Genomic DNA, 24,005 nt, shown 5'->3' on the forward strand with positions numbered 1-24,005 from the left:
TTAACGTAAGCAATCAACATTCTTTCTTACTACACATTATTACCTTGTTCGCAATTTAGGCACTAAAATCAAGATAAGCTTCATACAACGGATACGTAATGAAACCACAAAAAATTCAACGTGAGTTCTTTTTGGACTCCATCCGAGCCTATTTGATGCTGCTCGGGATTCCATTCCATATATCATTGATTTACTCCAGCCATGTCTGGGCGGTAAATAGCGCCGTGCCTTCACATGGTCTGACGATTTTCAATGACATAATCCATGCTTTTCGTATGCAGGTGTTCTTCGTGATATCCGGCTACTTCTCCTACATGCTGTACGAACGTTATGACCCGCAGAAGTGGCTGAAAGTGCGCCTTGAGCGCGTCGCAATCCCTTTGGCTGCAGCCTTCCCGCTGATTACGTTGCCACAGCTCTACTTCTTGATGAAGTTTACCGACAAATTTTCCAACTGGGATACTCTCAGTCTTTATCAAAAAATAAATATTACCGTATGGGAAATGGTTTCTCACTTATGGTTCCTGTTGACCTTAGTGATCCTGACCAGTATTTGTTTTTATTTATTCAAATTCATTAAAGAAATTAAGATTAATCGCATTAACCTCATTAAAAATCGAACTAATTCCTTAGGAAAACTCTCAATTATATTTTTATTTATCGGCTTAATGTATGCCGCTTTTAATCGCGCGATTTATATTTTTGCGCCAGAACTGTTATCCAATGGTGCATTTAATTTTGTCATTATGCAGACACTGTTCTATCTGCCCTTTTTTGTGATTGGCGCGTTTGCCTACAAATTTTCCTGGTTAAAAGAGCTTTTCATCAAACCTTCGGTCTGGGCTGGCATCACTTGCTTGTTCCTTTTTCTCGCGTACATGATCAATCAGCATATCAATACGCCACAACTTTACTCGATGGAACTTGATGCGATCATCACCTCGCTGCTGGGGATTTTGATGGTCAACGTCGTCTTCTCTTTCAGCCACTATGTCCTGGACTTTCAGTCCCCGGGGATAACCTACCTGGTGAATTCGTCTCTCTTTATCTATCTGGTTCACCATCCGTTGACCCTGATTTATGGGGCTTTTATTACCCCACACATCCACAATGACTGGATCGGTTTTCTGGTTGGCCTGATCTTCGTATTTGGGATTGCCTTCATATTATACGAGATCCACAAACGCATCCCGGTTCTGCGTTTCCTGTTCTCGGGTAAACCCCAAGAAGCGGGTGTAAAAACGCAGAGTCAGCACTCATAGCACCCGCTTAACGCAGTTTTTACTAAAAAAGCGACCACGAATTCTTTCTGGTCGCTTTCCCCTTCAACACGCTTATCAATACGAACAGCAATTCTAATGTAAACGGCTGCGCTGACGTTAGCGCGGCCACGGGCCAATCTCTGTACCCTGTCGATCGCCCCAACAGCCTACTGGGCACTATACAGTCTCGATTTTAGTGCCAGCAGCACCTATGGAAGCCAATGGCCTTAAGGTATGTGAAGTACTGTCTGCACGGCAAAACACCCTGGCTTGGCGAAATAGGCAACGAGAGCAGCCATAAAGCGTAACGGTCTTAAACTTTAATAAAGAAAAAGCGCCTGTAAAAGGCGCTTAAATTACTAAAAAGTCATATTTATTAATGTTTTTAGAGCGTGAGCTTGTCAATAAACCTGACTCCGAGCATTGTCAAACACCCTGTTCTCTCATCCAATTGCTCAATTGCTCAATTGCTCTGATAAATAATTAAGAAGAACAGAATAGACGTTAAGAATGCCGTGAGCATTGTCAGCGCCTACCCTGTTCTCAAATTCTCAACGGCATTACCAACGTCCCGGAGGTGGCCCTTCGCGCCATCCTGGAGGCGGCCCTTCATGCCAGCGCGGAGGGGGAGGAGGAGGCCCTTCACGCCAATAATGGTCATGATGCCAGTGTCGCGGCGGCGGCGGTTCGGGTTCGTAATACACCCAATGTCCACGACCTTCATCACGGTAATGCTGATCCCACCAGCCTGGTGCACGCCAGCCACCACCGTCCCAATAATACCCACGAGGATCGCGATCACCGAGATGCATTGACAGACCGGGGACGTTAACCCCTATCTCGACATCTGCCTGAGCTACGGCGGGTAAACTCAGCATAACAGCGAGAACTAAGATTATTTTTTTCATCAGATACCTCACGACCTGCTTATCAGGTGATGCAAAGGTACTGCCGGGTATCTTACTGTTCTATAGGAATTTATCCCATTTACTCAGACCTCACGATCTCCTTACAAATGCGTCGAAATAGACATACGTTGTTGAATCGAGCAACGCTATAACAACAAAGGACAATTTGCAGTTATAGCGTAAATTACAGACGTAAAAAAACCGCCGGAGCGGTTTATTTTTTAAAGCGTGCAATGCATTGTCACGGGCTTTAGGGCAAATTAGATTTTGCAGCCTTCGCAATCACTTTCATCCTGAACGACGTCAGGCTCGGCAGAGGCTTTTTCAGCAGCTTTCTCTTCCGCTTTTTCCAGTGCTGCATCTATATCAAAATCAAAAATATCGTCACTCATTCTCTTCACCTTAAATTATCAAATGCTGACAATATTATAAACCAGTGTTCTTACCGCTGCTCTTTTTAATCCTTTGCCCGGCACATTTTGTCACTACATATAGTGGGTTCGGCTAAATAAAACATCATATTGCACACTTTTACGCCAGTTAGATTTGCGCCACCTGCGGTCGGCGGCCATAGTTAAAAAGATCAATATTCTGAATAGTTGAACAAAAGGAGAATGGGATGACAACGTCAAACATACAGGCTTGGGCCGATACACGTGAAACGTCGCATGAAATTGCGGAAGCTATTTTTGAACTAGCCGGGAATGATGAAGTGCTGGCGCAACAGATTTGGGAGGAAGGCAATGATGAAGTTCTCCCACTGGCTTTTGCTAAAACCCAGGAAGATCATCTGTTTTGGGGGGAAGAGAAGATAGATCGTAAAAATGTCTAAGCACTGACACATCAAACCCTGGGCTGAAAGCTCAGGGTTAAAACCGGGCGGAATCAGCTGTCAAAGCCAAATCCCATCTGATTCGCCCACTCAAACACCTGCTCCTTGTAGACAAAGCGCGGTTCGCAAACGCCAGGCTGCCCAGGTGTCTGGATCATCACCGCAACACAAGGATAGGAAAGTGGTCGTGCATCAAAGATAAAATCGTCAATTTCTTGATCGACGAATTCGCTGGTTTCGCCCACCGCACTGACCTGAAAAATCTCCTCCATGATCCAGTTACGGTATTCAAACTCATTGTTGATAAACGTCATCATTCGCCTCTTAATTGTCGATCTCTTGCTTATTCTAGCCGTCATCGCGCCATAACTCACCCGTGCAGCCCTTCTGAACCACAGCAAGGGCACATTTCGACACGCGATACTGACATTTCAGCACAGCCATCGCACTCCCATTCAACCCGCAGCGCTTGGTCCTCAGGGCAAAGGTCATGCAGATGTTCAAACGAGATAAAACGCTCAAAATGGTTTGCTTGACCTTGCATGGTTTCAGTCAGCAATAAGGTATCACCCGCGTAAATACGGGCCGTGGCCGTTGCATCCTGCTTTTCACAGGCAGAACCGTTCGTTGAGTCAGAAGGAAGTTTGTAGAGATAATGAATAGTGAGTTTGATACGTTCCACTGCGGCTCCCGTTCTGAGCTGATGTTTCTTCCGGTGGCATTATCCTATTCACCAACAGAATATTCCAATCTCAGTTTATCAGAAGCGCAGTAGTCACGTCATTGTCTGGGAAGAAACTCAAGCGGAGTATCAGTGCGCGACCTGCACGCTGTCCTGCGTAGGGTTCAACTGCTTATCCTGACGAGCAATATCGTAAACGTCGTAGAAATCAATTGAGCCTTTATTACGCACAATCGCCTGGATGCGGTTTTTAACCCGCGGACTGACGTCATCTGAACTCAATAACTGAACTATCGCCCCATCAGAAATTTCGCGACTAAAGTACCATTCACCGTTATAGCAAACGCGCAGGTCCAACACACCAATGTCCTGGTAGCGGTAAGTCGGTTTGATTTCCAGCAGCAACATGACTGACATAAACAGCAGAAAAGCAGTGAACCCGGCAAACCACCACACGCCCATGTAGGGCGAGACATACATGACAATAGCGACCAAGATATAGCCCGCCAGCATAGCGAGACATAGCCAGGGATGGTTCACAAAAAACTCGCTGTTAATGCGCGGCTTACCGTCACGGCCTTCAAGACGATTAATCTGCTCAATTTCGCTATTTAATATGTTCTTGACTACGTCCATCTCAACCCCTCATGACAGGTACGATTATTCTGAATCGAATAGCAAGATTTTATCATGACCACTGTTATAGAGTGTAGAGCAGTTGACCGCAGTTAAAGTGGAAACTGTTATAGCCAAACCGGCTTTTTTCTCTGTCGAGGATTCCATGTGCTGGTATTGACTCAGGAGAATATGATGACGTTAATTATCGGCGTTTCTCAAGTCAGCAGGTTGATATCCAACTGCCGGCAAAAATCGACATATGCCTGAGTGGGCTGGACGTCAGTTACCAATGTATTAAAACGTGCCAGGGGTGCGATCGCGGCCGGTCGCACCTGTTCGAATTTACTGCTATCTGCCACCAGAATATTTTGTTCCGTTCTTTCCATCGCCTGATGTTTCATCAGCAACTCATCGAAGTTAAAACAGCTCACCCCGTACTGAATGCTCACGCCTGCGGCTGAGATAAAGGCTTTATTAGGCCGAATATAGTCAAGCTCACTGCTGCGGCCGATCGGCGTGAAAATGCTGTTACTGGATTTAAACGCTCCTCCGCATAAAATCACCTCACAGTGAGGCTTCTTCTGTAAAGCCAAAAAGGTGTTCAGCGAATAACAAATAGCCGTAAAAATCCGCGCTTCAGGAATGCTTTCAATAATGTAGGAGGTTGTCGTGCCGCAATCAAAAAACACCGCGTCATTATCTTCCACCAGGCTGGCGGCCCGTTTAGCAAGACGTCGCTTCTCGTCCACCTGGCGCATTTTTTGTTCACTGACAAAATAGTGTGTTGCTGGGCTGCTTTTAGGATCAATCACAATATATCCACCGAGCAGGATCACCGCTGAAGGCGCCGCATTTAAATCGCGCCGGATAGTCATTTCGGACACATCGAGCAACAGCGCGGCTTCTTTTAAATGGATTTTATCGGACTTTTTCAACGCCATTAACAGACGCTGTATCCGATCTTCGCGCTTATTTTCCATAATAATGTCTTTATCAGTCTCAAAGGCTATCGGCCACTATACCTGTGCATTGTCGAGCCAGCAAACCAGTGAGCGAGCGGCGCAGGCTTTTAGGCGGATGAAATACCCTATAGAGGTTTTTATTGAATTTGCTTTAAAGTCAGATAACCGCCAAACACGGCACCGGTATCAATGTAATGCTGATTAGCAAAAACCATCGGATGCTCAACTGGCGTATGCCCGAAATAAAATGCCTGCGCACCATCGATTTGACTATAACGTCCTGCCAGTGCGTAGTTGATCCGCTCCCTGTTCCAGATGATCGGGTAACCATCCAGGGGTTTGCCAAATTCATAGCGATCAGAAGTGTAATCAGCATGAGCTACTACAACAATGCCTTTTGGGGTGCTGATTTCAATCACATGCGGCAATTGGCCCGCTTTGTCGATCAACCGCCTGGCCTCAGTTTCGCGTTCACCTTCCAGCGCATAAAACCATTCACCACCATTACGTAACCAGCGTTCAATATTGGTCTCATTCAGTGCATCAAATGCCATTTGTTCATGGTTACCACGCACACTGATAAACCATGGCTCCTCGATTAATGCCAGACAGCCGATGCAGTCAGGACCACGGTCCGCAAGATCACCCACCGATAACAGTAGATCACTGGCCGCATCAAAGCGCACTCGTGCAAGCTGTTCCTCCAGCATAGAGAGGCAGCCGTGCAAATCGCCCACCACATAAATGTGGCGATAGTCAGCACCTTCAATACGTTGGTAGATAATTGGGTTCATGCGTGTCAGGTCATCCATCAGTTTATGGTCATATTTTAAGTCGGGTTAATGTCGACATAAGTCATGAGTCGCTCACCCCCCTAACAAAAGCATCAGCTTGTAAAAAATCTCTTCGTCATAGAAAACCTCGGAAGCCGCTAAGTCGCGGTTCCTAGCCTGCTTTTAGAAAGTGCCTACACCTTGTTGGGCTTAAAATCCACTAATAAAAAAATTATCGCTAAGTAATTGACGCCTTTTCGCGCTATACTACGGGCCGCTCGGAATAAAACCGGAGGTTTTATGAGTTCCACAGTAGTAAGCGCTCGTGATGAGTGCCCGTTGTGCCAAAGCACCAATAAGACGTCGGTTAACATGTCGGCGAAAATAGTCACCGTGACCTGCACCTCTTGTGGCCGCTACAGTATCTTCCGTAAAACAATGGAAGAGATCTCGATAGATCGCAAGAAGCGCGTAGCTTTGAAGGCTTTCTTTACCAGCCAGCCAAACTATCATTTGCCTTTGTCCATCAGGGCACTGAGCAACGCTGATACATCGGGTGAGATTTGACCCTAAAAACGCCCTTCGGGGCTGTTTTAATATTCCCCTGTTTCGTTTAAATCTTCGTGTACTTTTTCACTCATTCATTCGTAAAAACAACGCACTCTAAAAGAGCCGGTTAACACCTGCTCTTTTATATTTTTCTATCGTTCAATAAATACCCTCGCTTTGCACCTATTATTAAAACCGTCCTATAATGATTTGAAATTTCTAAACAGCACTTTAGCTAATCAATATCTCACGCTTTACGCGGTGGAGCTATTTGAACAAAGGACGTAAAAATGAGATTAAGAAAAAAACGCGTTAAGCCTATGCACATCAGTGATATTACTATCATTGATGATACCAAACTTAAGAAAGCCATCACTGCCGCTGCACTAGGTAACGCGATGGAGTGGTTCGACTTTGGTGTATACGGTTTCGTCGCTTTCGCATTGGGTCAGGTATTTTTCCCCGGTGCAGATCCAGGTCTTCAGATGATCGCTGCGTTGGGTACCTTCTCAGTGCCTTTCCTCGTGAGACCTTTGGGTGGCCTGTTCTTCGGCGTATTAGGGGACAAATTTGGACGGCAGAAAGTGCTATCCGTCACCATTATTATTATGTCGGTCAGTACCTTCTGTATCGGCTTAATTCCTGGCTACGCCACAATAGGCATATGGGCACCCATACTGCTGTTGCTCGCAAAACTCGCTCAGGGTTTTTCCGTGGGCGGCGAATATACAGGTGCGGCTATTTTTGTCGCAGAATACTCCCCAGACAGAAAGCGTGGATTCCTTGGCAGTTGGCTTGATTTCGGCTCCATTGCAGGTTTCGTCTTAGGTGCGGGTATCGTTATTTTGATCTCAAGTATCGTTGGTGAAGAAAACTTTCTTGACTGGGGATGGCGTATTCCATTCTTCGTCGCTGCACCATTGGGGTTAATCGGTATTTATTTGCGCCATGCCCTTGAAGAGACCCCAACGTTTCAGCAGCACGTGGATAAAATCGACAGTGACTCACGCAATAATATTGCCGAACCACCCAAGGTCTCTTTCCGTGAGATCCTGACTAAACAGTGGAAAAGCATGATTGTGTGCGTGGGTATTGTCATCGCGACTAACGTGACTTACTACATGTTACTGACGTATATGCCAAGCTACCTCTCGCATAGCCTGCATTACTCCGAAGACCACGGCGTGTTAATCATCATTGCTATTATGGTGGGTATGCTGTTCGTTCAGCCATTTATAGGAATGATGAGTGATAAAATAGGCCGTAAGCCGTTTATCATCGCCGGTAGTATTGGCCTCTTCGTACTGGCCATCCCAAGCTTTATTCTGATTAACAGCGGCGTGATTGGGCTGATTTTCTGTGGGTTATTGATTCTGGCAGTACTGCTTAACTGTTTCACCGGTGTAATGGCGTCAACATTACCTGCAATGTTCCCGACGAATATTCGCTACAGTGCGCTGGCCATTGCCTTCAATATTTCCATTATGGTGGCAGGTATTACTCCGACCTTTGCCGCCTGGTTGGTTGAGTCAACTCAGAATCTGTATATACCAGCTTACTATCTGATGGTGGTCTCCGTTATTGGTCTGATTACCGGTGTATTTATGAAAGAAACCGCCAATAAACCATTGAAAGGTGCGACACCAGCCGCCTCTGACCGCGCAGAAGCCAAAGAGATTTTGCAGGAGCATCACGACAATATCGAACACAAGATCGAAGATGTAGATGCTCAGATCGCCGAGTTGGAAACCAAGAGAAAGAACCTGATTGCCCAGCACCCTGAAATTGACTAATTCCAGCGCAGTTAAGGGCTAACATACCAAAGCCGGTCAGTGAAAACTGCCCGGCTTTATTTTTAGCATCATTTTAATCAGTCAATGCCGGAACAAAATAGTCCCCGAAGGTCGAATCGATGCTGGCTGGCATTTCGATTAACCCATCGTCGTAGAGTGAAAAACAATGTTTGGAGCGGTCAGCGGGGATCGAACCCGCATCATCAGCTTGGAAGGCTGAGGTAATAACCATTATACGATGACCGCATTGGCCCGCCACCGAGGCATCGAACCTCGCTCCTACAACGCTTAGTCCTAAGGTTATCGGCTCTATCCAACTGAGCTAGTGGCGGTATGAAGTAGTACTGAACTTGAACCAGCAAGCGAATAATTATGAGTTGCTCACTCTGCGCCACGTAAAGACTACTCTGCAAATTCCCGCCTTACTATCGCCATGGCCTAACTTTACATGCTAATAACAATCTCACACATATTGTTAAGTGCCTCAACAACGACAAAATCCCGCCGCAACCAGATTCTGATAGGGTCTAAGTCAGTCGGCTTGCTTCTCAGCTGTGGTAAGTCACATGTTAGGAGGCGGGCGTGCGCAAAAAAGGAAAAGTTTCTATCTCGAGGGTATTCGGCTGGTGAAGCGTTATATTATGAAAGGCATAAAAAAAACCACCCAAGGGTGGCTATAATATACGATATTACTTTTTTATTGCTTTGAATCTTAAATGAATTTTCCCATGGTACCCGGGACGAGACTTGAACTCGTACAGCCTAAGGCCGAGGGATTTTAAAAACTATCAATGAGCCTTATAAATCATAAAGTTATGAGTAATAAGGCTTTGTTGCTTGCTTATATCTGCGTGTCTGAGCTTATGGTGTGTTTTCATCGCCACTATTTAAAGGGTTAGTTGTAGCTGATCCTCCCCGTGATGACTTCGCGGAAAAACATCTTGCGGAACCAACGCGCCGGGGGCGGTCTGGGTCTGGTTTAAAGCTCCGTCAATCTCTGTCATGGACGTAAAGCAGTAGCCGCATAACATGTTTTGACACTGGTGATAGCTACGACGCACAAGTAAGCTCAACTCTACACTGGTTCGAGTTTTTGCGACTGCACGGCAGCGAGGACAGCGCATTGCCATACGCGGGCCTCCTTCTGGACTGGTTAATATCACGTCAAGTATAACGCTTAACCGGTTAAATCGTCATCCGCCTCTGCTGTCCACTCATCGATCTTCACTTCCAGTTCCAGCGACGTGGTGTAGCCACCGCCGCCAATGTCATGCACACAACGGGTGATCGTCCAGTAACCGTTATCAATCGTGGACTTAAAACCCGATACACTTGCCGGTTGCTCCGGGTACAAATCCGCCCGCCCCCGCGCCAGCGTGATGGAGAATGATGCTGCTCCCCGCTGTAACTGGCTCCACTTCGCAGCCGCCGCACGCTTCGCCGCTTTCTCAGTTTTGAAAGTTTTGCGGATAACAAACACGTTACCTTCGGCACCGGCCATATAGTCACCTTCTTTGCTGCTAGATGCCGGTTCTTTTATTTTCTTTGGCTTCGCTGGCGCTGTTCTGCGCCTGCGCCGGGTGGTTTTCTTCACCGTAGTGGCGGGCTTTTTGCCGAAATTCAGATCAAGCCAATATGCAGTAACGCCGGTATAGGCGTCACGATCTGCAATGCTAAAACTGTGCTTATCGCCGCTGGCGCGCACAATGCTGATCGCCGGTAATGGTTTGCCGCTCTGGGTTAACCCCTGCCCCGGCGTGATAAACAGCAACATGCCATTTTTGACGGTGGCAACCGCACCCAGCATCTCCGCCATTCGGGTAAGGAAGCTGATATCTGATTCACTGGTCTGATCGGCGTGATCGATCTCAAGCTTCGCCAGTTCCTCACTCACCCCAGCGCGGAGATCATAACGGCTGGCAATGCTGGCAACCACATCCCCAACGGTTATATCGTGCCAAGAGTATTCACGCTTTACGTTGAACGTGTCGCGAAAGTCTGCACTGCGGGCGCTTATCGTGAGTTTGTCAGGCGGGCCACTGTGGGCAATCTCATCAACGGTATACAGCCCTTTAAAGACCAGTGGATCATTATCCCAGCCCAGCGAAACGGATATCTTAGCGCCGCGCGACGGCATAACGATCTGTCCGTCTGCGTCGTCCAACGTCAGATCAAATGTATCTGCCTCAAAGCCCCGGTTATCCGTGAGTGACAACGAGATCAAACGGTCATCCAGCGCAGTGAGCTGCTTGCCTTCAATCTGGATACTGAACACCGGGCGGGGAGAATATCGCGCATCATCATCCAACATCTTATTGGTTCCCTCATTCTTGAAGGTACCATCGTCGCCACGCGCGCGCGAACAGACAACGCGGGGCTGTTGTTGCGGTCTGCTGACAATGTTAACGCCTCGCACAGGCTGGCAATTGTCGCAATGATAAGTGGCAATCATTGACTGGCGAGGCAACTACATGGCCACAAATTACCATCATGGCGTAACCGTCACAGAAACCACCGATCTGAGCACGATGATCACCGATATTGATTCAGCGGTGATCGGCGTTGTCTGTATCGCTGATGATGCCGACAAAGACGCGTTTCCGCTGGATACCCCTGTACTCATTACCCGCGTGGCTAACATGTTGGGCAAGGCAGGCAAAACCGGTACTCTGTTTACCACACTGAAAGCTATTTCAGACCAGACCAGCCCGCAGACCATCGTGATCCGCGTCGCTGATGCGTCAAAAATCCCACCGGTCGAGGGGAAAACCTCTCCAACACAGGATCAGCTCGTTATCGGCGGTACTGACCCAACTACCGGTTTGTTTACCGGCATGTATGCGCTTTTATCGGCTGAAATGCGCGTTGGTGTGCGTCCGCGAGTGCTGGCTGTTCCTGGCCTTGATACCCAACCAGTGGCGGCACAACTCGGCGTTATAGCTGAGAAGCTGCGTGCCTTTGCTTACGTGTCCGCAAATGGCTGTAACACCATCGCAGAGGCGAAGACGTACCGCGAGAATTTTGCCCAGCGTGAAATGATGGTTATCTGGCCTAACTTCATCTGCTACGACACCAACGCGGCAGCAAATGCCACCGTGCCGGTGCCCGCTCATGCGGTAGGTATGCGCGCCAAAATCGACGCAACACAGGGTTGGCACAAAACCATTTCTAACGTTCCAGTGAATAACGTGCTGGGAATGGACCGCGATATCTATTTCACTCTGCAAGGTACCGACACCGACGCGGATGAATTGAACGCGGCAGGTGTCACCACCCTTATTAAGCAGGACGGTTACCGCATCTGGGGATCGCGAACCTGCGACGAAGAAACCTACATTTTTGAAAGCTACACCCGGACCGCGCAAATTGTGGCGGATACCGTGGCAGAAGCTCACTTCTCCTATGTTGATAAGCCGCTCACCCCGTCACTGGTGAAAGATATCGTTGATGGCATCAACCGCAAGCTGACGTCCTATGTCACGGCGGGCAGGCTGCTGGGCGCACGTTGCTGGTATGACGCTGAACCAAACACCAGTGAGACGCTGCGCAACGGTCAGCTCACCATCAAATACAACTACACGCCTGTACCGCCGCTGGAAAATCTCAGCCTGGTGCAGGAGTTTACTGACGAATACTTCGCTACGTTTTCCAGCGCAGTGAATAACTAACCGGGGGCGTATATGGCTCTGCCTAGAAAACTCAAATACTTCAACATGTTCTTTGACGGGGATAACTATTTCGGGATGGTGCCGGAAATCACCCCAGCGAAGTTAACCCGAAAGACAGAGGATTATCAGGCCGGTGGTATGCCCGGTTCTGTTGCCGTCGATCTCGGCTTTGATGCCGGGGCGCTGGATATGGATATCACTCTGGGTGGTATTGATGCCGGACTGATCAAAAAATGGGGTATTGCGACTGCCGATGGTATGCAGACACGTTATGCCGGTTCTTATCAGGATGATTCAACTGGCGAAGCGGTACCCGTTGAAATCCAGACGCGTGGGCGCTTCACAGAGATGGATCCCGGCACGTCTAAAACCGGGGATGATACTTCTCATAAGTACACCCTGAAAAACACCTATTACAAGCTGACCATCAACGGCGAAGAAATTATTGAAGTTGATGTTCTCAATATGATCTACAAAGTTGGCGGCGCTGACATGATGGAAAAACACCGCGCTAACATTGGCTTATAAGGAATTAACACACCATGACCAAAGAAACCCAAAAAGAAGGCGTTCAGCTCAATACGCCAATCGTTCGCGGCAAGACAGAGATCACCGAAATCACGATCACGCCAGTGTTAAAGCAGGCCGGTTCGCTTCGTGGTTTGAAAGTCTATGACGTCCTAACTTCAAACTATGATGCGTTGGTTGTTCTGCTGCCGCGCGTCACTGCTCCGGCTTTAACCGCTGACGAAATCGCACGCATGGATACGTGGGATTTTTGCCAGCTTGCCAATGCGGTGGTTGATTTTTTGCAGCCTCCTTCGGATCAGAGCGGGACGGATACGGGCAGCGAATCATCAAATGCCCCTGCGAACGCATAGAAAATTTAATGGCGGATATCGCCGTCATTTTCCACTGGCGACCAGCGGAGATGGACGCCATGACGGTAGAGGAACTTCTGTTATGGCGTGATCAAGCCGCTGCGCGCAGTGGCGGAGATCACTAAATGGCAGACCGCAATTTAAACATCAAGGTAGCTTTCAGCGCCCTTAATAACATGTCAAACCCAGTTAACGCAGCGCGCCAAAGTGCCGCCGCGTTGGCTTCTCAGATCAATCAGACTAAATCCAGTATTAAAGGGCTTGAGCGCTCGGCATCAAGCTTTGACCGGATCACCGCCGCAAATAAAAAAACCACCAATTCACTGGCAGAAGCCAAAGCAAAAGCACGCGAAATGGCGGCAGAATTTGGGCCGTTACGCCAGCGTAGCGCTGAACAAGTCACGGCTCTCAACCAGCAGCGCGCAGCCATCCGGCAGTTAACCCAACAGCAGCAAGGTGAACAAAACCAACTTAATCAGCTCCGGGCGGCGTTTTATCGTGAAGGTATCGCGATTAACAGCAGTAGCCGAGCAACCGATCAAATCCGGCAACGCACCGAACTGTACAACCGCCAGTTGGCAGAGCAGCAGCGCCGGTTAGCCACCGTTACGCAGGCGCAAGCTCGTTACTCGCGGGCACAGGAAACGGGCAACAAAATGATGGGCGGAGGCATGAAGACCGCCGCCGCTGGTGCGGCTGTTCTGGCCCCTGTTGCCACCGCCATCAAAAGTTACAGCAGCCTCGAAGACGCCATGAAGGGCGTATCCAAACAGGTTAACGGCCTGCGAGACGGTGGTGGCAATCGTACAGCACAGTACGATGAAATGGAAAAAGCCATTAAGGATGCAGCCGAAAAGCTACCTATGCCAAATGGCGCTGTTGACTATGCCGCGCTGGTCGAGGGTGGCGCACGTATGGGCGTGGCGAACAGTGATGATCCATGGCAGAAGCAAAAACAGGATTTACTTACCTTTGCCAATACTGCGGCCATGGCCTCAAAAGCGTTTGAGCTTCCCGCCGATCAGCTATCGGAAAGTCTGGGTAAAATCGCTGGGCTGTACAAAATACCAATTCAGGATATCGGTAAGCTGGGCGACGTCATCAACTATTTAGACGACAACGCCACCTCAAAAGGATCTGACATTATCGACGTGTTGCAGCGCGTGGGTGGTGCTGCCGATCAGCTCGGCTATCAGAATGCCGCCGCTTTAGGCTCTACGTTTTTAACGCTTGGTGAGCAATCAGAAACAGCAGGTACCGCTGTCAAAGCAATGGTGCGGGAGCTGGGTAACGCGATGGTACAGCCCGATCGGTTTATGGAAGGGTTGGACGCGCTGGGGCTGAACGCTGGGAAGGTACAGAAGAACATGGCAAAAGACGCCATGGGGACCATTATGGCGGTAATGGAAGCCACCAAAAAACTGGAGCCGGATAAACAACTGAACGTACTTACTCAGCTCTTTGGGGACGAGTATGCAATGGCGGTTTCCAAGGTCGCCAACAACCTACCAGAACTGCGCAAACAGCTCGAATTAACCCACGGAACAGCCTCGAAAGGTTCAATGAAGCGGGAATCAGATATAGACCTTGATTCTCTTATCTCTCGCTGGTTTATAACTAAAGCAATACTTTCAAATAATTTCTCGGCATTAGGGAAATCAATGCGTGAACCGATGATGGAAATCATGGGTTCAGTCAGCAAAGTACTTGTTTCATTCCGAGGCTGGATTGAGGCCAACCCCGCACTGGTTGCCGCCATCATGAAAACCGTCACCGCGATTGGCGCAATACTGGTGGTTGTGGGGTCGTTAACGTTGGCACTCGGTGCCATTCTCGGCCCGATGGCGCTTGTGCGGCTTAGCTTTACCATGTTGACGGGAGGCGGTGGCATTGCATCAGTGATAAGCGGCATTACCCGGCTGGGTAGCGCATTCACATGGTTAGTTGGTTCACCCATGCAGGCGTTGTTAACTGTCGGACGCGCCGTCTTTGGCCCACTGATCACGCTGCTGGCTGGCATCTCTGCCCCGGTCTGGGGTCTTATTGCCCTCTTTGCCGCCGTCGCCATTGGGATCATTCAGTTCTGGCAACCCATCAAGGCATTTTTCGGCGGCTTCTTCACCGGCCTAATGCAGGGACTACAGCCAATTTTTTCAATCGTCTCTTCGGTATTCTCGCCGCTGGTACCGATGTTCGACGCTATAGGCTCAGCACTAAGCACCGTATGGGGCTGGTTTACAAAACTGTTTGAGCCGATCCAATTTTCCACTGAGGCGCTCAAATCCTGCACCAATGCCGGTGAATCCTTTGGCAACATCGTGGGCGGGGCTATCTCACTGGTTTTATGGCCGGTTGAACAGCTCTGGAAAGGGTTGGATCTGGTACTGGAAAAACTGGGTCTGATCCCTGACCAGGCAGAGCGGGCCAAAGAAGCCGTTGAGAAGTTGAATACCCAGAAGAAACTCACCGGCCTGGCGGACACGCTTGCGGGGGATCTGAAAGCGGTCACCGCGCAGTCAAAAAAAGAAGAAGAGAAGAAGGAACAGAAGCGCAAAACGGAACAGAGCCAGCAACAGCAGGCGATTGCTAATAATCTGAAAGGCCCAGCGAACCTGGCGCCGAAAATTAGCGGCAGTCTGGATAAAATCGCCAGCAACACGGCAGAGAAGAAGGACGGCCCCGGCGAAATCGTCTTCAAGAATAAACTGCCCTACATTCCGATCCGTGGTGGTTATTCCGAACCGGTACAACAGGCTCAGCGGCAGGCGCCATCTCTCACGGCATGGATGCAGCAGCAGGCCGGTGCGCTGGTTTCTTCGGTGATGCCGTACAGCGTTCAACAGTCTGCCGCCCGTTCGCCAGTCTCTGCGGTTCCGACTGCGGCATCCGTGGCGGCGCTGATGCCTGGCGGCGACGTGTTTAACTTTCAAATCAATATCAACGACGCGGGTAAAATGGATGAGCAAAAACTTATTCAGCGTATCCGCGAAGAGTTCACCGTTGCCCAGCAGCAGGCCGCTCGGCGCAAACGCTCGCAACTGACCGATCACGGATAAGGGGTTAAACCATGATGATGATATTGGGCATGTTTCCGTTTGCCCTGCAAACCACGCCTTACCAGACGTCGAACCAGGCTAATACATGGCGACACGTCAAAAATGATCGCGTGGGGAAATCCCCGCGCTATCAGTACATCGGGCCGGACGAAGAGCCGATCACGCTCTCCGGCACCTTGTACCCCGAAATCAGCGGCGGCGATGTTTCACTCATCACGCTGGAGACGATGGCCTATACCGGCAGAGCCTGGCCCCTGATTGAAGGCACTGGCCGGATTTATGGGATGTATGTAATTGACGGATTAACTCAGAATCGATCTGAGTTCTTTCAGGATGGCAAGGCGCGGAAAATTGATTTTACCCTCAGCCTGAAAAAGGTCAGCGAGGATATACGGGAAAAACTGGCAGAAATTACCAATGATGATGTGCTGGGAATGGTGAAAGCGGGGGTAAATTTCTAGTTTTAATTGCTCTGGCCAACACGATCATTTCTGGCAGTGTGGTACCCAAATCATCGAGCACTGCCATTTTTAACCGTGCTGCAGCATGGTCATTTATGACGGTGCTCGATATCGGTTTTACGCCCCCAGCTTCACCGGCCAGTTGATATCTGGGGCGGTTGAAGTATCTACCGCCTGCACCGCCTTGATGTAGTTCATCCAGGCTATCAGGCTGGCTTTATCGTCTTCGCTGATGATGCCTAACTGTAACTCAGTTTGCCAAAGGCTGATTGTTGCCTGAGCCTCAGCCAGTAGCGCCGCTTTCTGCTGTTCTGCCGCTTCCACGTCTGCCGTGTGCTGCGCCTCAGTATCCGTCATCCAGTCGCTACCATTCCACGTATCGTATGGCGTGGATGGGGCCAGCGTGGTGGTGCCTTCCGGGTAATCGCCCGGTACCGTGATGGTAACCGCTTCGCCTGTTTCAGTGCTGTAAACTGTTTCACCACGATGATCAATTATATATTCCCACGCCTTTAAATCCGCCGTTCGGCAAATTGCGTAACCTTCCTTACCCGCTCCTGGTTCCTCAATACTGGAGTTAGCCGGAAGACCAATACCCACAGCAAGAAACTCCACAGACGAAGACAGATACTCGCAATTTTCACTATCGTAATTAAATACGGTGATATCACCTGCCGCCGTGGCAATAAGCTCACTGTTTAATTTTGCCTTCGCCATTATGCTGCCCTCACAATGTAGTTAAATGTGACGTTACGCGGCCTGTTTTCTAATGCAGTTGGAACAACTCTTGATGCATCGAAGTAAATCTTTTCGCCTGTAGAACCTGGGCCGGAACTTCCATTAACAGGACCTGGAGCATCCGTGATGGGTTTTCCATCATCATAAACACCTTCATTAGCATTCTTACCGTTATTGTAAAACGCACCTGTTGACGCGCCGTTGTAAGGCACTGCCAAGGACTGAACGCCGGTTATATTTCTTATCGCATCGCTTTGAGTGCTAAGCAGAACGCGGCTCCCATCAACCCCTCTACTATCATCCCAACCACGAATAAACTCACCTCGCAAATCCGGCAGTTTACCGGAGGGAAAGACCACCGCTAACGCTGGATAAGCTACCTTATCAAATGCTGCCCCGTTACACTTCAACCACCCTGCTGGCGGTGTTGCGGCTGGGTAAGGCAGAGGGATACCTACGGGCGCAAATCTCACAACATCCGCCTCAAGCAGATATTGCTGATGCGGGTCACTCGCAGCAATATGCGCCGCCAGTTGCTGATCAACGTAGGCTTTAACCTGAATGATCTGATCATCGACATACTGACGGGTTGCCAGCACCACAGACGGATCAATCTTAAGCGTCACCGCCTGAGTACTGCTGACGATTAGGATGACGCGGATCACCTGCACCCGTCCGCTACCTTCCTGCAACAACGGCTTATAGGTTTCGGCACAGTTGGCAATAGCAATCAAATCGCCCGCACTGTCATACAGACCAATCTCACGGATCCACCACCCGCCCACGTCTTCGGGGATCACCTGCTCGGCAATAATTTGGTTGGTGTTAACGGGGTCAATACTCAGCGTATTAAGCGGCGCACGGCGCAGCTCATGCACAAGCGTGGTTTGTGCCGGGTTAGGTGTAGGCAGCGCACCGTTGCCATCCCCTACCGCCATCTGAGTGATCTCGACTTGCTGCCCCAGCGCCGTGGCGTTCGCCAACTTCGCGGCCCCGATATTGGTCAGCAGAGCATAATATTTAGTTGCCACTGGTTGTGATCTCCACGGTATCTATCAAATGAATTGCACTACCCGCATATTCCGCACCGCCAACCGATATGGTTTCGGGGAAATAGGGGTACACGGTCAGCGTGTCACCCAGATAGGCGGACGCGCCCACATAAAAAGGGCCGGCAGTCTGTAAATGCAGGCTCATGCCCAGCATGTGGCGGCTACACGGTTTAACGTCAGCAATCAGCCGCTCAAGTTCCTGGTAGGTTTCTTCGCTGATCCCTTCGTCTTCAACGCCAATATCCAGCGTAAACGTGCCGGGGGCGGTGTCGATGCTCCACCACTCGTTAACCCGAATGAAGTAGCCGAACGGCTCTACTACGCGCCGCATGGCTCCGGTGGTGCCTTTGTAACGGTGCAGGTAAAACGCATCAGCAATCGCTTTACGCTTCGTCGCCTGGGGCCAGTTCTCATCCCACCTATCAACGGAAAACGCCCACGCAAGATAGGGCAACAAGTCAACCGGGCAGGTATACGGATCCCAAAGTTGGCGCAGCGGTACCCGCACGTCTCCAAGCGTTGCGCAGACACGCGCGGCGATACGTTCAAGGCGGGAAGCGCTGGGCGACAGAAGGGTTTTACTCATCGTACCCCCCCACCGTTATGGTGTAGCCGGTACAGTAGGACGCCTGAGTATCATCAATGACCATATCCGCAGTGGGCTGAGCCAGCTCAACCCGTTGCACCCCTTCGACATGTAACGCGGCATAAATGGCAGACAGTCGGATATCACGCCCCAGACGGCGCTGATCGACAATGTAAGCCTTTAATTTCTGCTCAGAAGCCTGCCGCACCGGCTCAGATTCCGGCCCCGGATAGATATACAACGTGGCATCAATCTCATAGGGCACGATCTGCGCTGCCTGTACGGTCACGCGGTCGGCAACCGGGCGCACCTCTTCGCCATTCAGGGCGCTAGCAACGATACCGATCAGCTCCTGGCTGGCCGTTCCATCCCCCTCGCGGGAAAGTACGGAGACAGTGACGCAGGCAGGCGTTGGGCTGACGGCAGAAATATCGGCAACGCGCCCATCAGCAGACAGGCCGAAAAATTCATATGCCGCCGTTGGTCCGGCGACGCTCAGCCCCTCAAACGCCTGCGGGGTGCGAACGCGCAGATCGGCATCAGACTCCATCACGGCGGGAATAGGAGGAACAACGCTGTCATCCTCCGGCGTGATGATCAGGCGCTCCACGTTGAAGTTTGCCGCCAGTTGATCCAAATCACTGCCCACGGAATAAGCCACCATTACCGCCCGCGCAGCCTCATTCACGCGCTGGCGTAGCAATAATTCGCGGTAACAGTTTTCTTCCAGAAGTATGGTGATCGGCTCTGACTCCAGCGACAAAGTACGGCTGATAGTTTCCTGCTCATCCTCCGGGTAAAGGGCGATAAACGCCGCCTTGCGCTCATTGAACAGCGTTTCAAAGTCCAGCGGCTCAACCACTACTGGTGGCGGCAATTGGGAAAGGTCAATTGTTCCGCTCATGCCTGCACCTGCCTGCCGATCGTCACATCCGCGGTAAAGGGAGACTGGCTATCGGTGCGACTGGCTTTGATGGTGGCAACCATCTGCCCAACACCGGTTTCCGTCAGCACAATATTGGTCAGCGAGATACGCGGCTCCCAGAGAAAGAGCGCGCTGTATATCGCGGACATGATGCGAAGACGTGTTACAGCATTTCCTGGCTGATCAATCAGATTATTAAGCTGTGAACCGTAAGCCCGGCGCATAACGCGCGAGCCAACCGGCGTTAACAGAATGTCACTGATGGATTGAGAAATATGCTCGTTATCGGTGAGCGCTTCGCCGGTACTGGCATTCATCCCGCTATATCTTGCGCTGGTCATTGCGGGCCGTCCGTCTGGCTTCCGCCACTTTCTACGCCGCTGTGTTTATGGGTGTGCAGCACAATGCCGTTTGATGTGATACTGCCGCCGCTGTGCTCAACGTTACCGGTCATCTTGCCGCCCTGCTTCATCTCAAACGTGGCGCAGGACAGCTTGTTAGTGCAGATAACTTCCGGGGTATCAAGGGTGATTGAGGCTGTTGCGGTGCAGGTAATTTTGAGCGCAGTCGCCGCAATAGAGTCAGATGCCTCAACGATTGCGCTCTTCACGCCACTGGCAATCAATGCACCGGTGGCCGGATCGTAAGAGACTTGAGCGCCGTCAGGATGTTTTGTAACGCTGGATGTTTCGCCACTGTCTGGTGGCTTGGCGCCATCACTGTACAAACTACCCCAGATAACTGCGGTTTCTAAATCGCCACCCGGTGCAAACACAATAACCTGCTCGTTAACTGTCGGTGCCCACCACGTAACCGCCCCACCTGCGCGCGGGGTTGCCCAGCGGATCCAGTCGGTTTTATTTTCGCCCGTCGCGACTCGCGCAACATATTTTTCATGATCAACTTCTGTCACCGTCCCGATACGGACAAGGTTGCAGATCAAGCGATAGAGTTCGTTCAGGTTCATAAGCTGGCTGCGTTATTAAATTTACAGCCAGTTTCACGATCCGCACACGCGCGCGCAATGTGCGGCAATTGTCAGGGGTGGGTAACAATTGATGGTGATACCAGAACACACTGCCAGCTAAGACAGAGGCGGGTAAGAATATCGAGCACTGTCATGTTTAACAGTGCTGCATGGAAGGTTCAGGGTTGCAGGAAATTGACGATACTATCAGCCAGCCAGTCGAGATCGCTTTCAGTGAATCCCAACAGCTCACGCACAGGATAACGTGCGCGGGCACCCGGTGCCACAGTATCAACCTCACCATACTGGTGAACATTGGCGATCTCCGCCGTATGGCCGGTATAGCCCACAACGGCGGCACTGGCGGTGCCGTAAGCTTTGAGAAAGCGCGCAGTACGTAGACGGCGGAACATCTTTTCTTTACGGGTGGTGGTGCGCTTAGTCTGGTTAAGATGGATCTCAATATAGCGCTGAATATCGCGCTTATAGAACGTGCGCAAAGCCCCTTTCTCAACATCGTAGCCAGTGATTGCACGCTGCTCTCCCCGCCCGGTGGTTCGCCAGTTGCTCAACTCGCGCGTTTCATCTTTCCACAGGAATTTAATACCCCCCTGAGTGCGCAGGATCTTACGGCGGCGCGGCGTATAGCTCTCGCCGCTGGGGTTCTTCTGGCTGTTAATGCGCTGCTGCTGACGCTTACGCAGACCAATAGCCACTTCACGCGTGAGCTTACGGCGCTGACCCGGTGCAATCTGCGCAGCCACGGTAGCCAGATAATCATCAAGGGCATAAAACAGCGGATCAACGTTCATTTAATCCGTCCACGTCTTGCCGCTTACCTGATCATTAAAGACCAGCGACCAGGCACCCAGCTCAGGCCCCGGCATAGGATCAGCGCGGTGGAATATGACCGGTTTACCCTCTTCAATCTTGACAACCACCGATTCACTGGCCTGAATTTTAATGAGCACATCCATGGTGGAATTGCTCAGGATATCCGCTTCAAAAGTGATGCCGTCGCGGGCGCGGTCAGGGTTGAGTAACAGTTCAGGCTGATACAGGCGCGCCCATGCCAGAATGGGCAAGCTGAGAGTATCCAGTGGCTCAGGGTAATCCATCGCCAGCACTTCAATGGTGTATTCGTATTCAAACGAGGCAGAACGCTGACCGGTACTGACCATACGCCCCTTCTGAACGTATACCGCCAGATTGTCAGGGTTATCACGCATCCACGGCACAGCCTGGCTGATGTGTTGGCGCAGCAGGTCAGGTTTTAACATTGCTATTTCTCCACTACTTTGGCACTTGTAAGCGCACCATAAGCCGCTTCACAGGTCAGCCCTCGGATCCTTGCCTGATCAGCAATTGCTGCCAGTTCTCCCGCTCGCTGGTCAGCGCGGCGGAACAGCTCGGCAAGCAGCTCGCTGCCGGTGGTGCCTGTCGTGCTTTCACTGGCAGTTGCGGCACGGTGGGCGCGTTCACTTGCTGCCAGTCTGGCGGCGAGTTTTGCGGCTTCGTCATGCAGCCCGTCAGAAACAGCGCGGGCATGATCAGCATCAGCAGCGGCCTGAGCAATCTGCCCCTCGGCCTTTTTCTCAATCGCATCTATTTCACCTTGTCGGCGCTGCTCTTCGGCTCTGGCTTCCGCCTGCCGCTTCGCCAGCGCGGTAGCATCATCGGCATCACGCTCTTGCCATTTCAGCGCCCACTCTAAATTCGCCTTACTGTATCCAGCGGTATAGCGCTGATGACTGAACCACCAGACAGCCAGAAAGCAAAACAGTACAATCAGCGCTGGTTTCCAGTAAGACAACAACCAGCTCATGACAGAAACAGCGACCGTTCAGCGGCACGACGTTTCACCAGGCCGTTGAGAACCTTGCCGCCTGCTTTGTTCCACTTCGGAAATTCATCGGCAGCACCCATATAATCACCGGCATTCAACTTTTTCAGCAACGTGGAGCCTTCCAACGACTTCAGGCCCAGGTTGTAGGCAAAATCAACCAAGGCATCAAACTGGTTTTGATTAACGGTAACTTTAACCATCCCTGTGACGCCCTTTTCATACTGCACCACACCGCTGCGTAACAGACTGTCAGCGGCTTCATGGGTGATAGTCATCCCCTTGCCAATCGGCTTACCGTTAACGGGTTGCGTCCAGCCATAACCAATGGTCCAAACGCCCACCGAATCCTGATAGGCGGTAAGTTCGCAGCCCTCAAAACTTTTAAGCAGAGTCAGGCCGTTATTCCTCATTTCCACTTTTCATCCCTCCAATACGGGCTTCAATAAAGCCGGTCACTTTGTTACGCACCTTGTCAGCCCCCATAAAGCCGATTGACGCCCCAATAAAGGTAACGGCATTCGATGGCAAGCCCAGATACTCAAGCGATCCGGAAACCGTCAGCGTAACGATCCCGCAGACCAGGGAGCCGGTGGCGGTTTTCAGCAGTGATTGACCGTCATACAGACTCATAAGCGCCGATATACTTAGCGCTGCACCTGCCGCGTAGAGCGTCGGCAGATAAGTAGCAATCCATTTCATTGTTTGTTCCAGCATCCCCGTAGGTATGTCGCTCATGGCAGCCTCTCAATCCCAAAGCTGCACGGTTTCCCGCTGGGTTGGCGGTGGTAATTCCGGGAGATACACGGATTGCCCGGCGCTCAGCAGGGGGCCGCTTTCACACAACCCCGGATTAGCCTCATGCACGGCTTCTGTCACTCCCGTCGTTCTGCCGTAATAACGCCAACAGAGTTCATCAACGGTGTCATCCTGCTGCGCCTGCACGTTCATTAGCACAGCTCCGCAAGGCCGCGATCTTCATTCTGAATATCGCGAACTGACCAGCGCACATCACGCCAGAGCGTATCTATCTGGGTGCTAAGCGCCTGCGCGTGGTCATCGCCTTTACTGGTGGTATCAATATCGCGGTATCCCTCGATCAGCAGGGCTTTGGTCAGTGACCAGACGGCATTTTTATAGCGCCAAACCCTCACTGACTCGCCATTCACAGGATCGGCAGGAATTTCCGCCAGAGCCTGATAACCGGCATCGACCTGAACCTGATGCCACAAAAAAAGCTGATCGTTAACATGGGCCACGGCCTCAATGGTGCGGGACATAAGCCTGTCGGTAGTAACCTGCCCGTCAAGCCGCATGGCCCGCCGCAGGTCTGCCAGCACAATCACCGGCCAGAATGGCAGGCTTTCAACTTTCGCGCCGCCATCGTCAGGCGCGGGATCTGATGGCGGTCTTACCGGTTCGGTGGCGACCAGGCTCATACAGGCATCT

At 50.8% G+C, this 24,005-nt stretch carries 32 protein-coding genes and 2 tRNA genes; 10 read left to right on the top strand and 24 right to left on the bottom strand.

Annotation, left to right across the window (positions count from 1 at the left end; all coding sequences use genetic code 11):
• Window positions 1–98 precede the first annotated feature (98 nt).
• The gene (mdoC, locus tag IEV89_RS08025) at window positions 99–1,262 is read left to right on the top strand and encodes a glucans biosynthesis protein MdoC (protein ID WP_188472256.1); all 1,164 of its coding nucleotides are present in this window, start codon (window positions 99–101) and stop codon (window positions 1,260–1,262) included.
• A gap of 560 nt (window positions 1,263–1,822) precedes the next feature.
• Here the strand turns inward: mdoC and IEV89_RS08030 are convergent.
• Both IEV89_RS08030 and IEV89_RS21895 read right to left on the bottom strand, forming a co-directional pair.
• Complete coding sequence (locus IEV89_RS08030) at window positions 1,823–2,170, bottom strand: DUF2502 domain-containing protein (RefSeq protein ID WP_188472258.1); 348 nt, start codon at window positions 2,168–2,170, stop codon at window positions 1,823–1,825.
• Window positions 2,171–2,430: 260 nt separating this feature from the next.
• Window positions 2,431–2,562, bottom strand: coding sequence for a hypothetical protein (locus tag IEV89_RS21895; protein WP_268235655.1), 132 nt, complete (start codon window positions 2,560–2,562; stop codon window positions 2,431–2,433).
• Window positions 2,563–2,789: 227 nt separating this feature from the next.
• On the opposite strand from IEV89_RS21895, the gene IEV89_RS08035 reads away from it, so the two are divergent.
• Complete coding sequence (locus tag IEV89_RS08035; RefSeq protein WP_188472260.1) at window positions 2,790–3,002, top strand: YccJ family protein; 213 nt, start codon at window positions 2,790–2,792, stop codon at window positions 3,000–3,002.
• A gap of 53 nt (window positions 3,003–3,055) precedes the next feature.
• Here IEV89_RS08035 and IEV89_RS08040 read toward each other — a convergent pair whose 3' ends face one another.
• The 5 genes from IEV89_RS08040 to IEV89_RS08060 form a co-directional block, all read right to left on the bottom strand.
• A complete protein-coding gene (locus IEV89_RS08040; protein ID WP_229746409.1) occupies window positions 3,056–3,319 on the bottom strand; it encodes a hypothetical protein in 264 nt (87 codons plus the stop codon).
• Window positions 3,320–3,372: 53 nt separating this feature from the next.
• Window positions 3,373–3,684, bottom strand: a complete 312-nt coding sequence (locus tag IEV89_RS08045; RefSeq protein ID WP_188472263.1) for a hypothetical protein — start codon at window positions 3,682–3,684, stop codon at window positions 3,373–3,375.
• 129 nt (window positions 3,685–3,813) lie between these two features.
• Window positions 3,814–4,320, bottom strand: a complete 507-nt coding sequence (locus IEV89_RS08050; RefSeq protein ID WP_188472264.1) for a YlaC family protein — start codon at window positions 4,318–4,320, stop codon at window positions 3,814–3,816.
• Window positions 4,321–4,517: 197 nt separating this feature from the next.
• Window positions 4,518–5,282: a DNA-binding transcriptional repressor DeoR gene (gene deoR, locus IEV89_RS08055; protein ID WP_188472266.1), complete on the bottom strand. Its 765-nt coding sequence runs from the start codon at window positions 5,280–5,282 to the stop codon at window positions 4,518–4,520.
• 119 nt (window positions 5,283–5,401) lie between these two features.
• Window positions 5,402–6,076 (bottom strand): metallophosphoesterase, encoded by a 675-nt coding sequence (locus tag IEV89_RS08060; protein ID WP_229746410.1) that lies wholly within the window; start codon window positions 6,074–6,076, stop codon window positions 5,402–5,404.
• Between the two features lie 261 nt (window positions 6,077–6,337).
• On the opposite strand from IEV89_RS08060, the gene IEV89_RS08065 reads away from it, so the two are divergent.
• Complete coding sequence (locus tag IEV89_RS08065) at window positions 6,338–6,604, top strand: hypothetical protein (protein WP_188472269.1); 267 nt, start codon at window positions 6,338–6,340, stop codon at window positions 6,602–6,604.
• A 272-nt stretch (window positions 6,605–6,876) separates the two neighbouring features.
• The gene (gene proP, locus IEV89_RS08070) at window positions 6,877–8,379 is read left to right on the top strand and encodes a glycine betaine/L-proline transporter ProP (protein ID WP_188472271.1); all 1,503 of its coding nucleotides are present in this window, start codon (window positions 6,877–6,879) and stop codon (window positions 8,377–8,379) included.
• 171 nt (window positions 8,380–8,550) lie between these two features.
• On the opposite strand, the gene IEV89_RS08075 is transcribed toward proP, so the two are convergent.
• The 4 genes from IEV89_RS08075 to IEV89_RS08090 form a co-directional block, all read right to left on the bottom strand.
• A tRNA-Gly gene (locus tag IEV89_RS08075) sits at window positions 8,551–8,625 on the bottom strand.
• Window positions 8,626–8,627: 2 nt separating this feature from the next.
• Window positions 8,628–8,711 (bottom strand) — tRNA-OTHER (locus tag IEV89_RS08080).
• Window positions 8,712–9,266: 555 nt separating this feature from the next.
• Complete coding sequence (locus IEV89_RS08085; protein WP_188472273.1) at window positions 9,267–9,509, bottom strand: Ogr/Delta-like zinc finger protein; 243 nt, start codon at window positions 9,507–9,509, stop codon at window positions 9,267–9,269.
• 47 nt (window positions 9,510–9,556) lie between these two features.
• Window positions 9,557–10,690 (bottom strand): phage late control D family protein, encoded by a 1,134-nt coding sequence (locus tag IEV89_RS08090; RefSeq protein ID WP_188472276.1) that lies wholly within the window; start codon window positions 10,688–10,690, stop codon window positions 9,557–9,559.
• A gap of 160 nt (window positions 10,691–10,850) precedes the next feature.
• Between IEV89_RS08090 and IEV89_RS08095 the strand changes: the two genes are divergently transcribed.
• The 6 genes from IEV89_RS08095 to IEV89_RS08120 are packed head-to-tail and all read left to right on the top strand — an operon-like array spanning window position 10,851 to window position 16,445.
• A complete protein-coding gene (locus IEV89_RS08095; RefSeq protein WP_188472278.1) occupies window positions 10,851–12,047 on the top strand; it encodes a phage tail sheath subtilisin-like domain-containing protein in 1,197 nt (398 codons plus the stop codon).
• A 12-nt stretch (window positions 12,048–12,059) separates the two neighbouring features.
• A complete protein-coding gene (locus IEV89_RS08100; protein WP_188472281.1) occupies window positions 12,060–12,575 on the top strand; it encodes a phage major tail tube protein in 516 nt (171 codons plus the stop codon).
• Window positions 12,576–12,589: 14 nt separating this feature from the next.
• Window positions 12,590–12,928: a phage tail assembly protein gene (locus IEV89_RS08105; RefSeq protein ID WP_188472284.1), complete on the top strand. Its 339-nt coding sequence runs from the start codon at window positions 12,590–12,592 to the stop codon at window positions 12,926–12,928.
• A 50-nt stretch (window positions 12,929–12,978) separates the two neighbouring features.
• The gene (locus IEV89_RS21695; protein ID WP_338419292.1) at window positions 12,979–13,053 is read left to right on the top strand and encodes a GpE family phage tail protein; all 75 of its coding nucleotides are present in this window, start codon (window positions 12,979–12,981) and stop codon (window positions 13,051–13,053) included.
• A complete protein-coding gene (locus IEV89_RS08115; protein WP_188472286.1) occupies window positions 13,054–15,984 on the top strand; it encodes a phage tail tape measure protein in 2,931 nt (976 codons plus the stop codon).
• Window positions 15,985–15,995: 11 nt separating this feature from the next.
• A complete protein-coding gene (locus tag IEV89_RS08120) occupies window positions 15,996–16,445 on the top strand; it encodes a phage tail protein (protein WP_188472288.1) in 450 nt (149 codons plus the stop codon).
• Between the two features lie 117 nt (window positions 16,446–16,562).
• Here the strand turns inward: IEV89_RS08120 and IEV89_RS08125 are convergent, their stop codons facing one another.
• The 13 genes from IEV89_RS08125 to IEV89_RS08185 form a co-directional block, all read right to left on the bottom strand.
• The gene (locus IEV89_RS08125; RefSeq protein ID WP_188472290.1) at window positions 16,563–17,162 is read right to left on the bottom strand and encodes a tail fiber assembly protein; all 600 of its coding nucleotides are present in this window, start codon (window positions 17,160–17,162) and stop codon (window positions 16,563–16,565) included.
• Entirely contained in the window at window positions 17,162–18,214 is a 1,053-nt protein-coding gene (locus IEV89_RS08130) for a phage tail-collar fiber domain-containing protein (protein ID WP_188472293.1), read from the bottom strand. The genes IEV89_RS08125 and IEV89_RS08130 overlap by 1 nt, the downstream gene beginning before the upstream one ends.
• Window positions 18,204–18,821: a phage tail protein I gene (locus IEV89_RS08135; RefSeq protein WP_188472295.1), complete on the bottom strand. Its 618-nt coding sequence runs from the start codon at window positions 18,819–18,821 to the stop codon at window positions 18,204–18,206. The genes IEV89_RS08130 and IEV89_RS08135 overlap by 11 nt, the downstream gene beginning before the upstream one ends.
• A complete protein-coding gene (locus IEV89_RS08140) occupies window positions 18,814–19,725 on the bottom strand; it encodes a baseplate assembly protein (protein WP_188472297.1) in 912 nt (303 codons plus the stop codon). Before IEV89_RS08140 ends, IEV89_RS08135 begins: the two co-directional genes overlap by 8 nt.
• On the bottom strand, window positions 19,722–20,087 hold the full coding sequence (locus IEV89_RS08145) for a GPW/gp25 family protein (RefSeq protein ID WP_188472299.1): 366 nt from the start codon (window positions 20,085–20,087) through the stop codon (window positions 19,722–19,724). The genes IEV89_RS08140 and IEV89_RS08145 overlap by 4 nt, the downstream gene beginning before the upstream one ends.
• On the bottom strand, window positions 20,084–20,713 hold the full coding sequence (locus IEV89_RS08150; protein WP_188472301.1) for a phage baseplate assembly protein V: 630 nt from the start codon (window positions 20,711–20,713) through the stop codon (window positions 20,084–20,086). Before IEV89_RS08150 ends, IEV89_RS08145 begins: the two co-directional genes overlap by 4 nt.
• Before the next feature lie 179 nt (window positions 20,714–20,892).
• A complete protein-coding gene (locus tag IEV89_RS08155) occupies window positions 20,893–21,525 on the bottom strand; it encodes a phage virion morphogenesis protein (RefSeq protein WP_188472303.1) in 633 nt (210 codons plus the stop codon).
• The gene (locus tag IEV89_RS08160) at window positions 21,526–21,993 is read right to left on the bottom strand and encodes a phage tail protein (RefSeq protein ID WP_188472305.1); all 468 of its coding nucleotides are present in this window, start codon (window positions 21,991–21,993) and stop codon (window positions 21,526–21,528) included. It lies immediately after the preceding gene.
• Window positions 21,994–21,995: 2 nt separating this feature from the next.
• Window positions 21,996–22,538 (bottom strand): DUF2514 family protein, encoded by a 543-nt coding sequence (locus tag IEV89_RS08165; protein WP_188472307.1) that lies wholly within the window; start codon window positions 22,536–22,538, stop codon window positions 21,996–21,998.
• The gene (locus tag IEV89_RS08170) at window positions 22,535–22,975 is read right to left on the bottom strand and encodes a lysozyme (RefSeq protein ID WP_188472309.1); all 441 of its coding nucleotides are present in this window, start codon (window positions 22,973–22,975) and stop codon (window positions 22,535–22,537) included. Before IEV89_RS08170 ends, IEV89_RS08165 begins: the two co-directional genes overlap by 4 nt.
• On the bottom strand, window positions 22,959–23,294 hold the full coding sequence (locus tag IEV89_RS08175) for a phage holin, lambda family (protein WP_188472312.1): 336 nt from the start codon (window positions 23,292–23,294) through the stop codon (window positions 22,959–22,961). Before IEV89_RS08175 ends, IEV89_RS08170 begins: the two co-directional genes overlap by 17 nt.
• A 9-nt stretch (window positions 23,295–23,303) precedes the next feature.
• A complete protein-coding gene (locus IEV89_RS08180; protein ID WP_188472314.1) occupies window positions 23,304–23,507 on the bottom strand; it encodes a tail protein X in 204 nt (67 codons plus the stop codon).
• The gene (locus IEV89_RS08185) at window positions 23,507–23,995 is read right to left on the bottom strand and encodes a head completion/stabilization protein (RefSeq protein WP_188472316.1); all 489 of its coding nucleotides are present in this window, start codon (window positions 23,993–23,995) and stop codon (window positions 23,507–23,509) included. The genes IEV89_RS08180 and IEV89_RS08185 overlap by 1 nt, the downstream gene beginning before the upstream one ends.
• Window positions 23,996–24,005 lie beyond the last annotated feature (10 nt).

It is taken from the genome of Hafnia psychrotolerans (assembly GCF_014639435.1).
GTDB lineage: Bacteria > Pseudomonadota > Gammaproteobacteria > Enterobacterales > Enterobacteriaceae > Ewingella > Ewingella psychrotolerans.

Bases quoted from the DNA above. Each gene is read 5' to 3' on its own strand.
- mdoC (WP_188472256.1), top strand. From the start codon at position 99: ATGAAACCACAAAAAATTCAACGTGAGTTCTTTTTGGACTCCATCCGA.
- IEV89_RS08030 (WP_188472258.1), bottom strand. From the start codon at position 2,170: ATGAAAAAAATAATCTTAGTTCTCGCTGTTATGCTGAGTTTACCCGCC.
- IEV89_RS21895 (WP_268235655.1), bottom strand. From the start codon at position 2,562: ATGAGTGACGATATTTTTGATTTTGATATAGATGCAGCACTGGAAAAA.
- IEV89_RS08035 (WP_188472260.1), top strand. From the start codon at position 2,790: ATGACAACGTCAAACATACAGGCTTGGGCCGATACACGTGAAACGTCG.
- IEV89_RS08040 (WP_229746409.1), bottom strand. From the start codon at position 3,319: ATGATGACGTTTATCAACAATGAGTTTGAATACCGTAACTGGATCATG.
- IEV89_RS08050 (WP_188472264.1), bottom strand. From the start codon at position 4,320: ATGGACGTAGTCAAGAACATATTAAATAGCGAAATTGAGCAGATTAAT.
- deoR (WP_188472266.1), bottom strand. From the start codon at position 5,282: ATGGAAAATAAGCGCGAAGATCGGATACAGCGTCTGTTAATGGCGTTG.
- IEV89_RS08060 (WP_229746410.1), bottom strand. From the start codon at position 6,076: ATGGATGACCTGACACGCATGAACCCAATTATCTACCAACGTATTGAA.
- IEV89_RS08065 (WP_188472269.1), top strand. From the start codon at position 6,338: ATGAGTTCCACAGTAGTAAGCGCTCGTGATGAGTGCCCGTTGTGCCAA.
- proP (WP_188472271.1), top strand. From the start codon at position 6,877: ATGAGATTAAGAAAAAAACGCGTTAAGCCTATGCACATCAGTGATATT.
- IEV89_RS08085 (WP_188472273.1), bottom strand. From the start codon at position 9,509: ATGGCAATGCGCTGTCCTCGCTGCCGTGCAGTCGCAAAAACTCGAACC.
- IEV89_RS08090 (WP_188472276.1), bottom strand. From the start codon at position 10,690: ATGTTGGATGATGATGCGCGATATTCTCCCCGCCCGGTGTTCAGTATC.
- IEV89_RS08095 (WP_188472278.1), top strand. From the start codon at position 10,851: ATGGCCACAAATTACCATCATGGCGTAACCGTCACAGAAACCACCGAT.
- IEV89_RS08100 (WP_188472281.1), top strand. From the start codon at position 12,060: ATGGCTCTGCCTAGAAAACTCAAATACTTCAACATGTTCTTTGACGGG.
- IEV89_RS08105 (WP_188472284.1), top strand. From the start codon at position 12,590: ATGACCAAAGAAACCCAAAAAGAAGGCGTTCAGCTCAATACGCCAATC.
- IEV89_RS08115 (WP_188472286.1), top strand. From the start codon at position 13,054: ATGGCAGACCGCAATTTAAACATCAAGGTAGCTTTCAGCGCCCTTAAT.
- IEV89_RS08120 (WP_188472288.1), top strand. From the start codon at position 15,996: ATGATGATGATATTGGGCATGTTTCCGTTTGCCCTGCAAACCACGCCT.
- IEV89_RS08125 (WP_188472290.1), bottom strand. From the start codon at position 17,162: ATGGCGAAGGCAAAATTAAACAGTGAGCTTATTGCCACGGCGGCAGGT.
- IEV89_RS08135 (WP_188472295.1), bottom strand. From the start codon at position 18,821: ATGAGTAAAACCCTTCTGTCGCCCAGCGCTTCCCGCCTTGAACGTATC.
- IEV89_RS08140 (WP_188472297.1), bottom strand. From the start codon at position 19,725: ATGAGCGGAACAATTGACCTTTCCCAATTGCCGCCACCAGTAGTGGTT.
- IEV89_RS08145 (WP_188472299.1), bottom strand. From the start codon at position 20,087: ATGACCAGCGCAAGATATAGCGGGATGAATGCCAGTACCGGCGAAGCG.
- IEV89_RS08150 (WP_188472301.1), bottom strand. From the start codon at position 20,713: ATGAACCTGAACGAACTCTATCGCTTGATCTGCAACCTTGTCCGTATC.
- IEV89_RS08155 (WP_188472303.1), bottom strand. From the start codon at position 21,525: ATGAACGTTGATCCGCTGTTTTATGCCCTTGATGATTATCTGGCTACC.
- IEV89_RS08160 (WP_188472305.1), bottom strand. From the start codon at position 21,993: ATGTTAAAACCTGACCTGCTGCGCCAACACATCAGCCAGGCTGTGCCG.
- IEV89_RS08165 (WP_188472307.1), bottom strand. From the start codon at position 22,538: ATGAGCTGGTTGTTGTCTTACTGGAAACCAGCGCTGATTGTACTGTTT.
- IEV89_RS08175 (WP_188472312.1), bottom strand. From the start codon at position 23,294: ATGAGCGACATACCTACGGGGATGCTGGAACAAACAATGAAATGGATT.
- IEV89_RS08180 (WP_188472314.1), bottom strand. From the start codon at position 23,507: ATGAACGTGCAGGCGCAGCAGGATGACACCGTTGATGAACTCTGTTGG.
- IEV89_RS08185 (WP_188472316.1), bottom strand. From the start codon at position 23,995: ATGAGCCTGGTCGCCACCGAACCGGTAAGACCGCCATCAGATCCCGCG.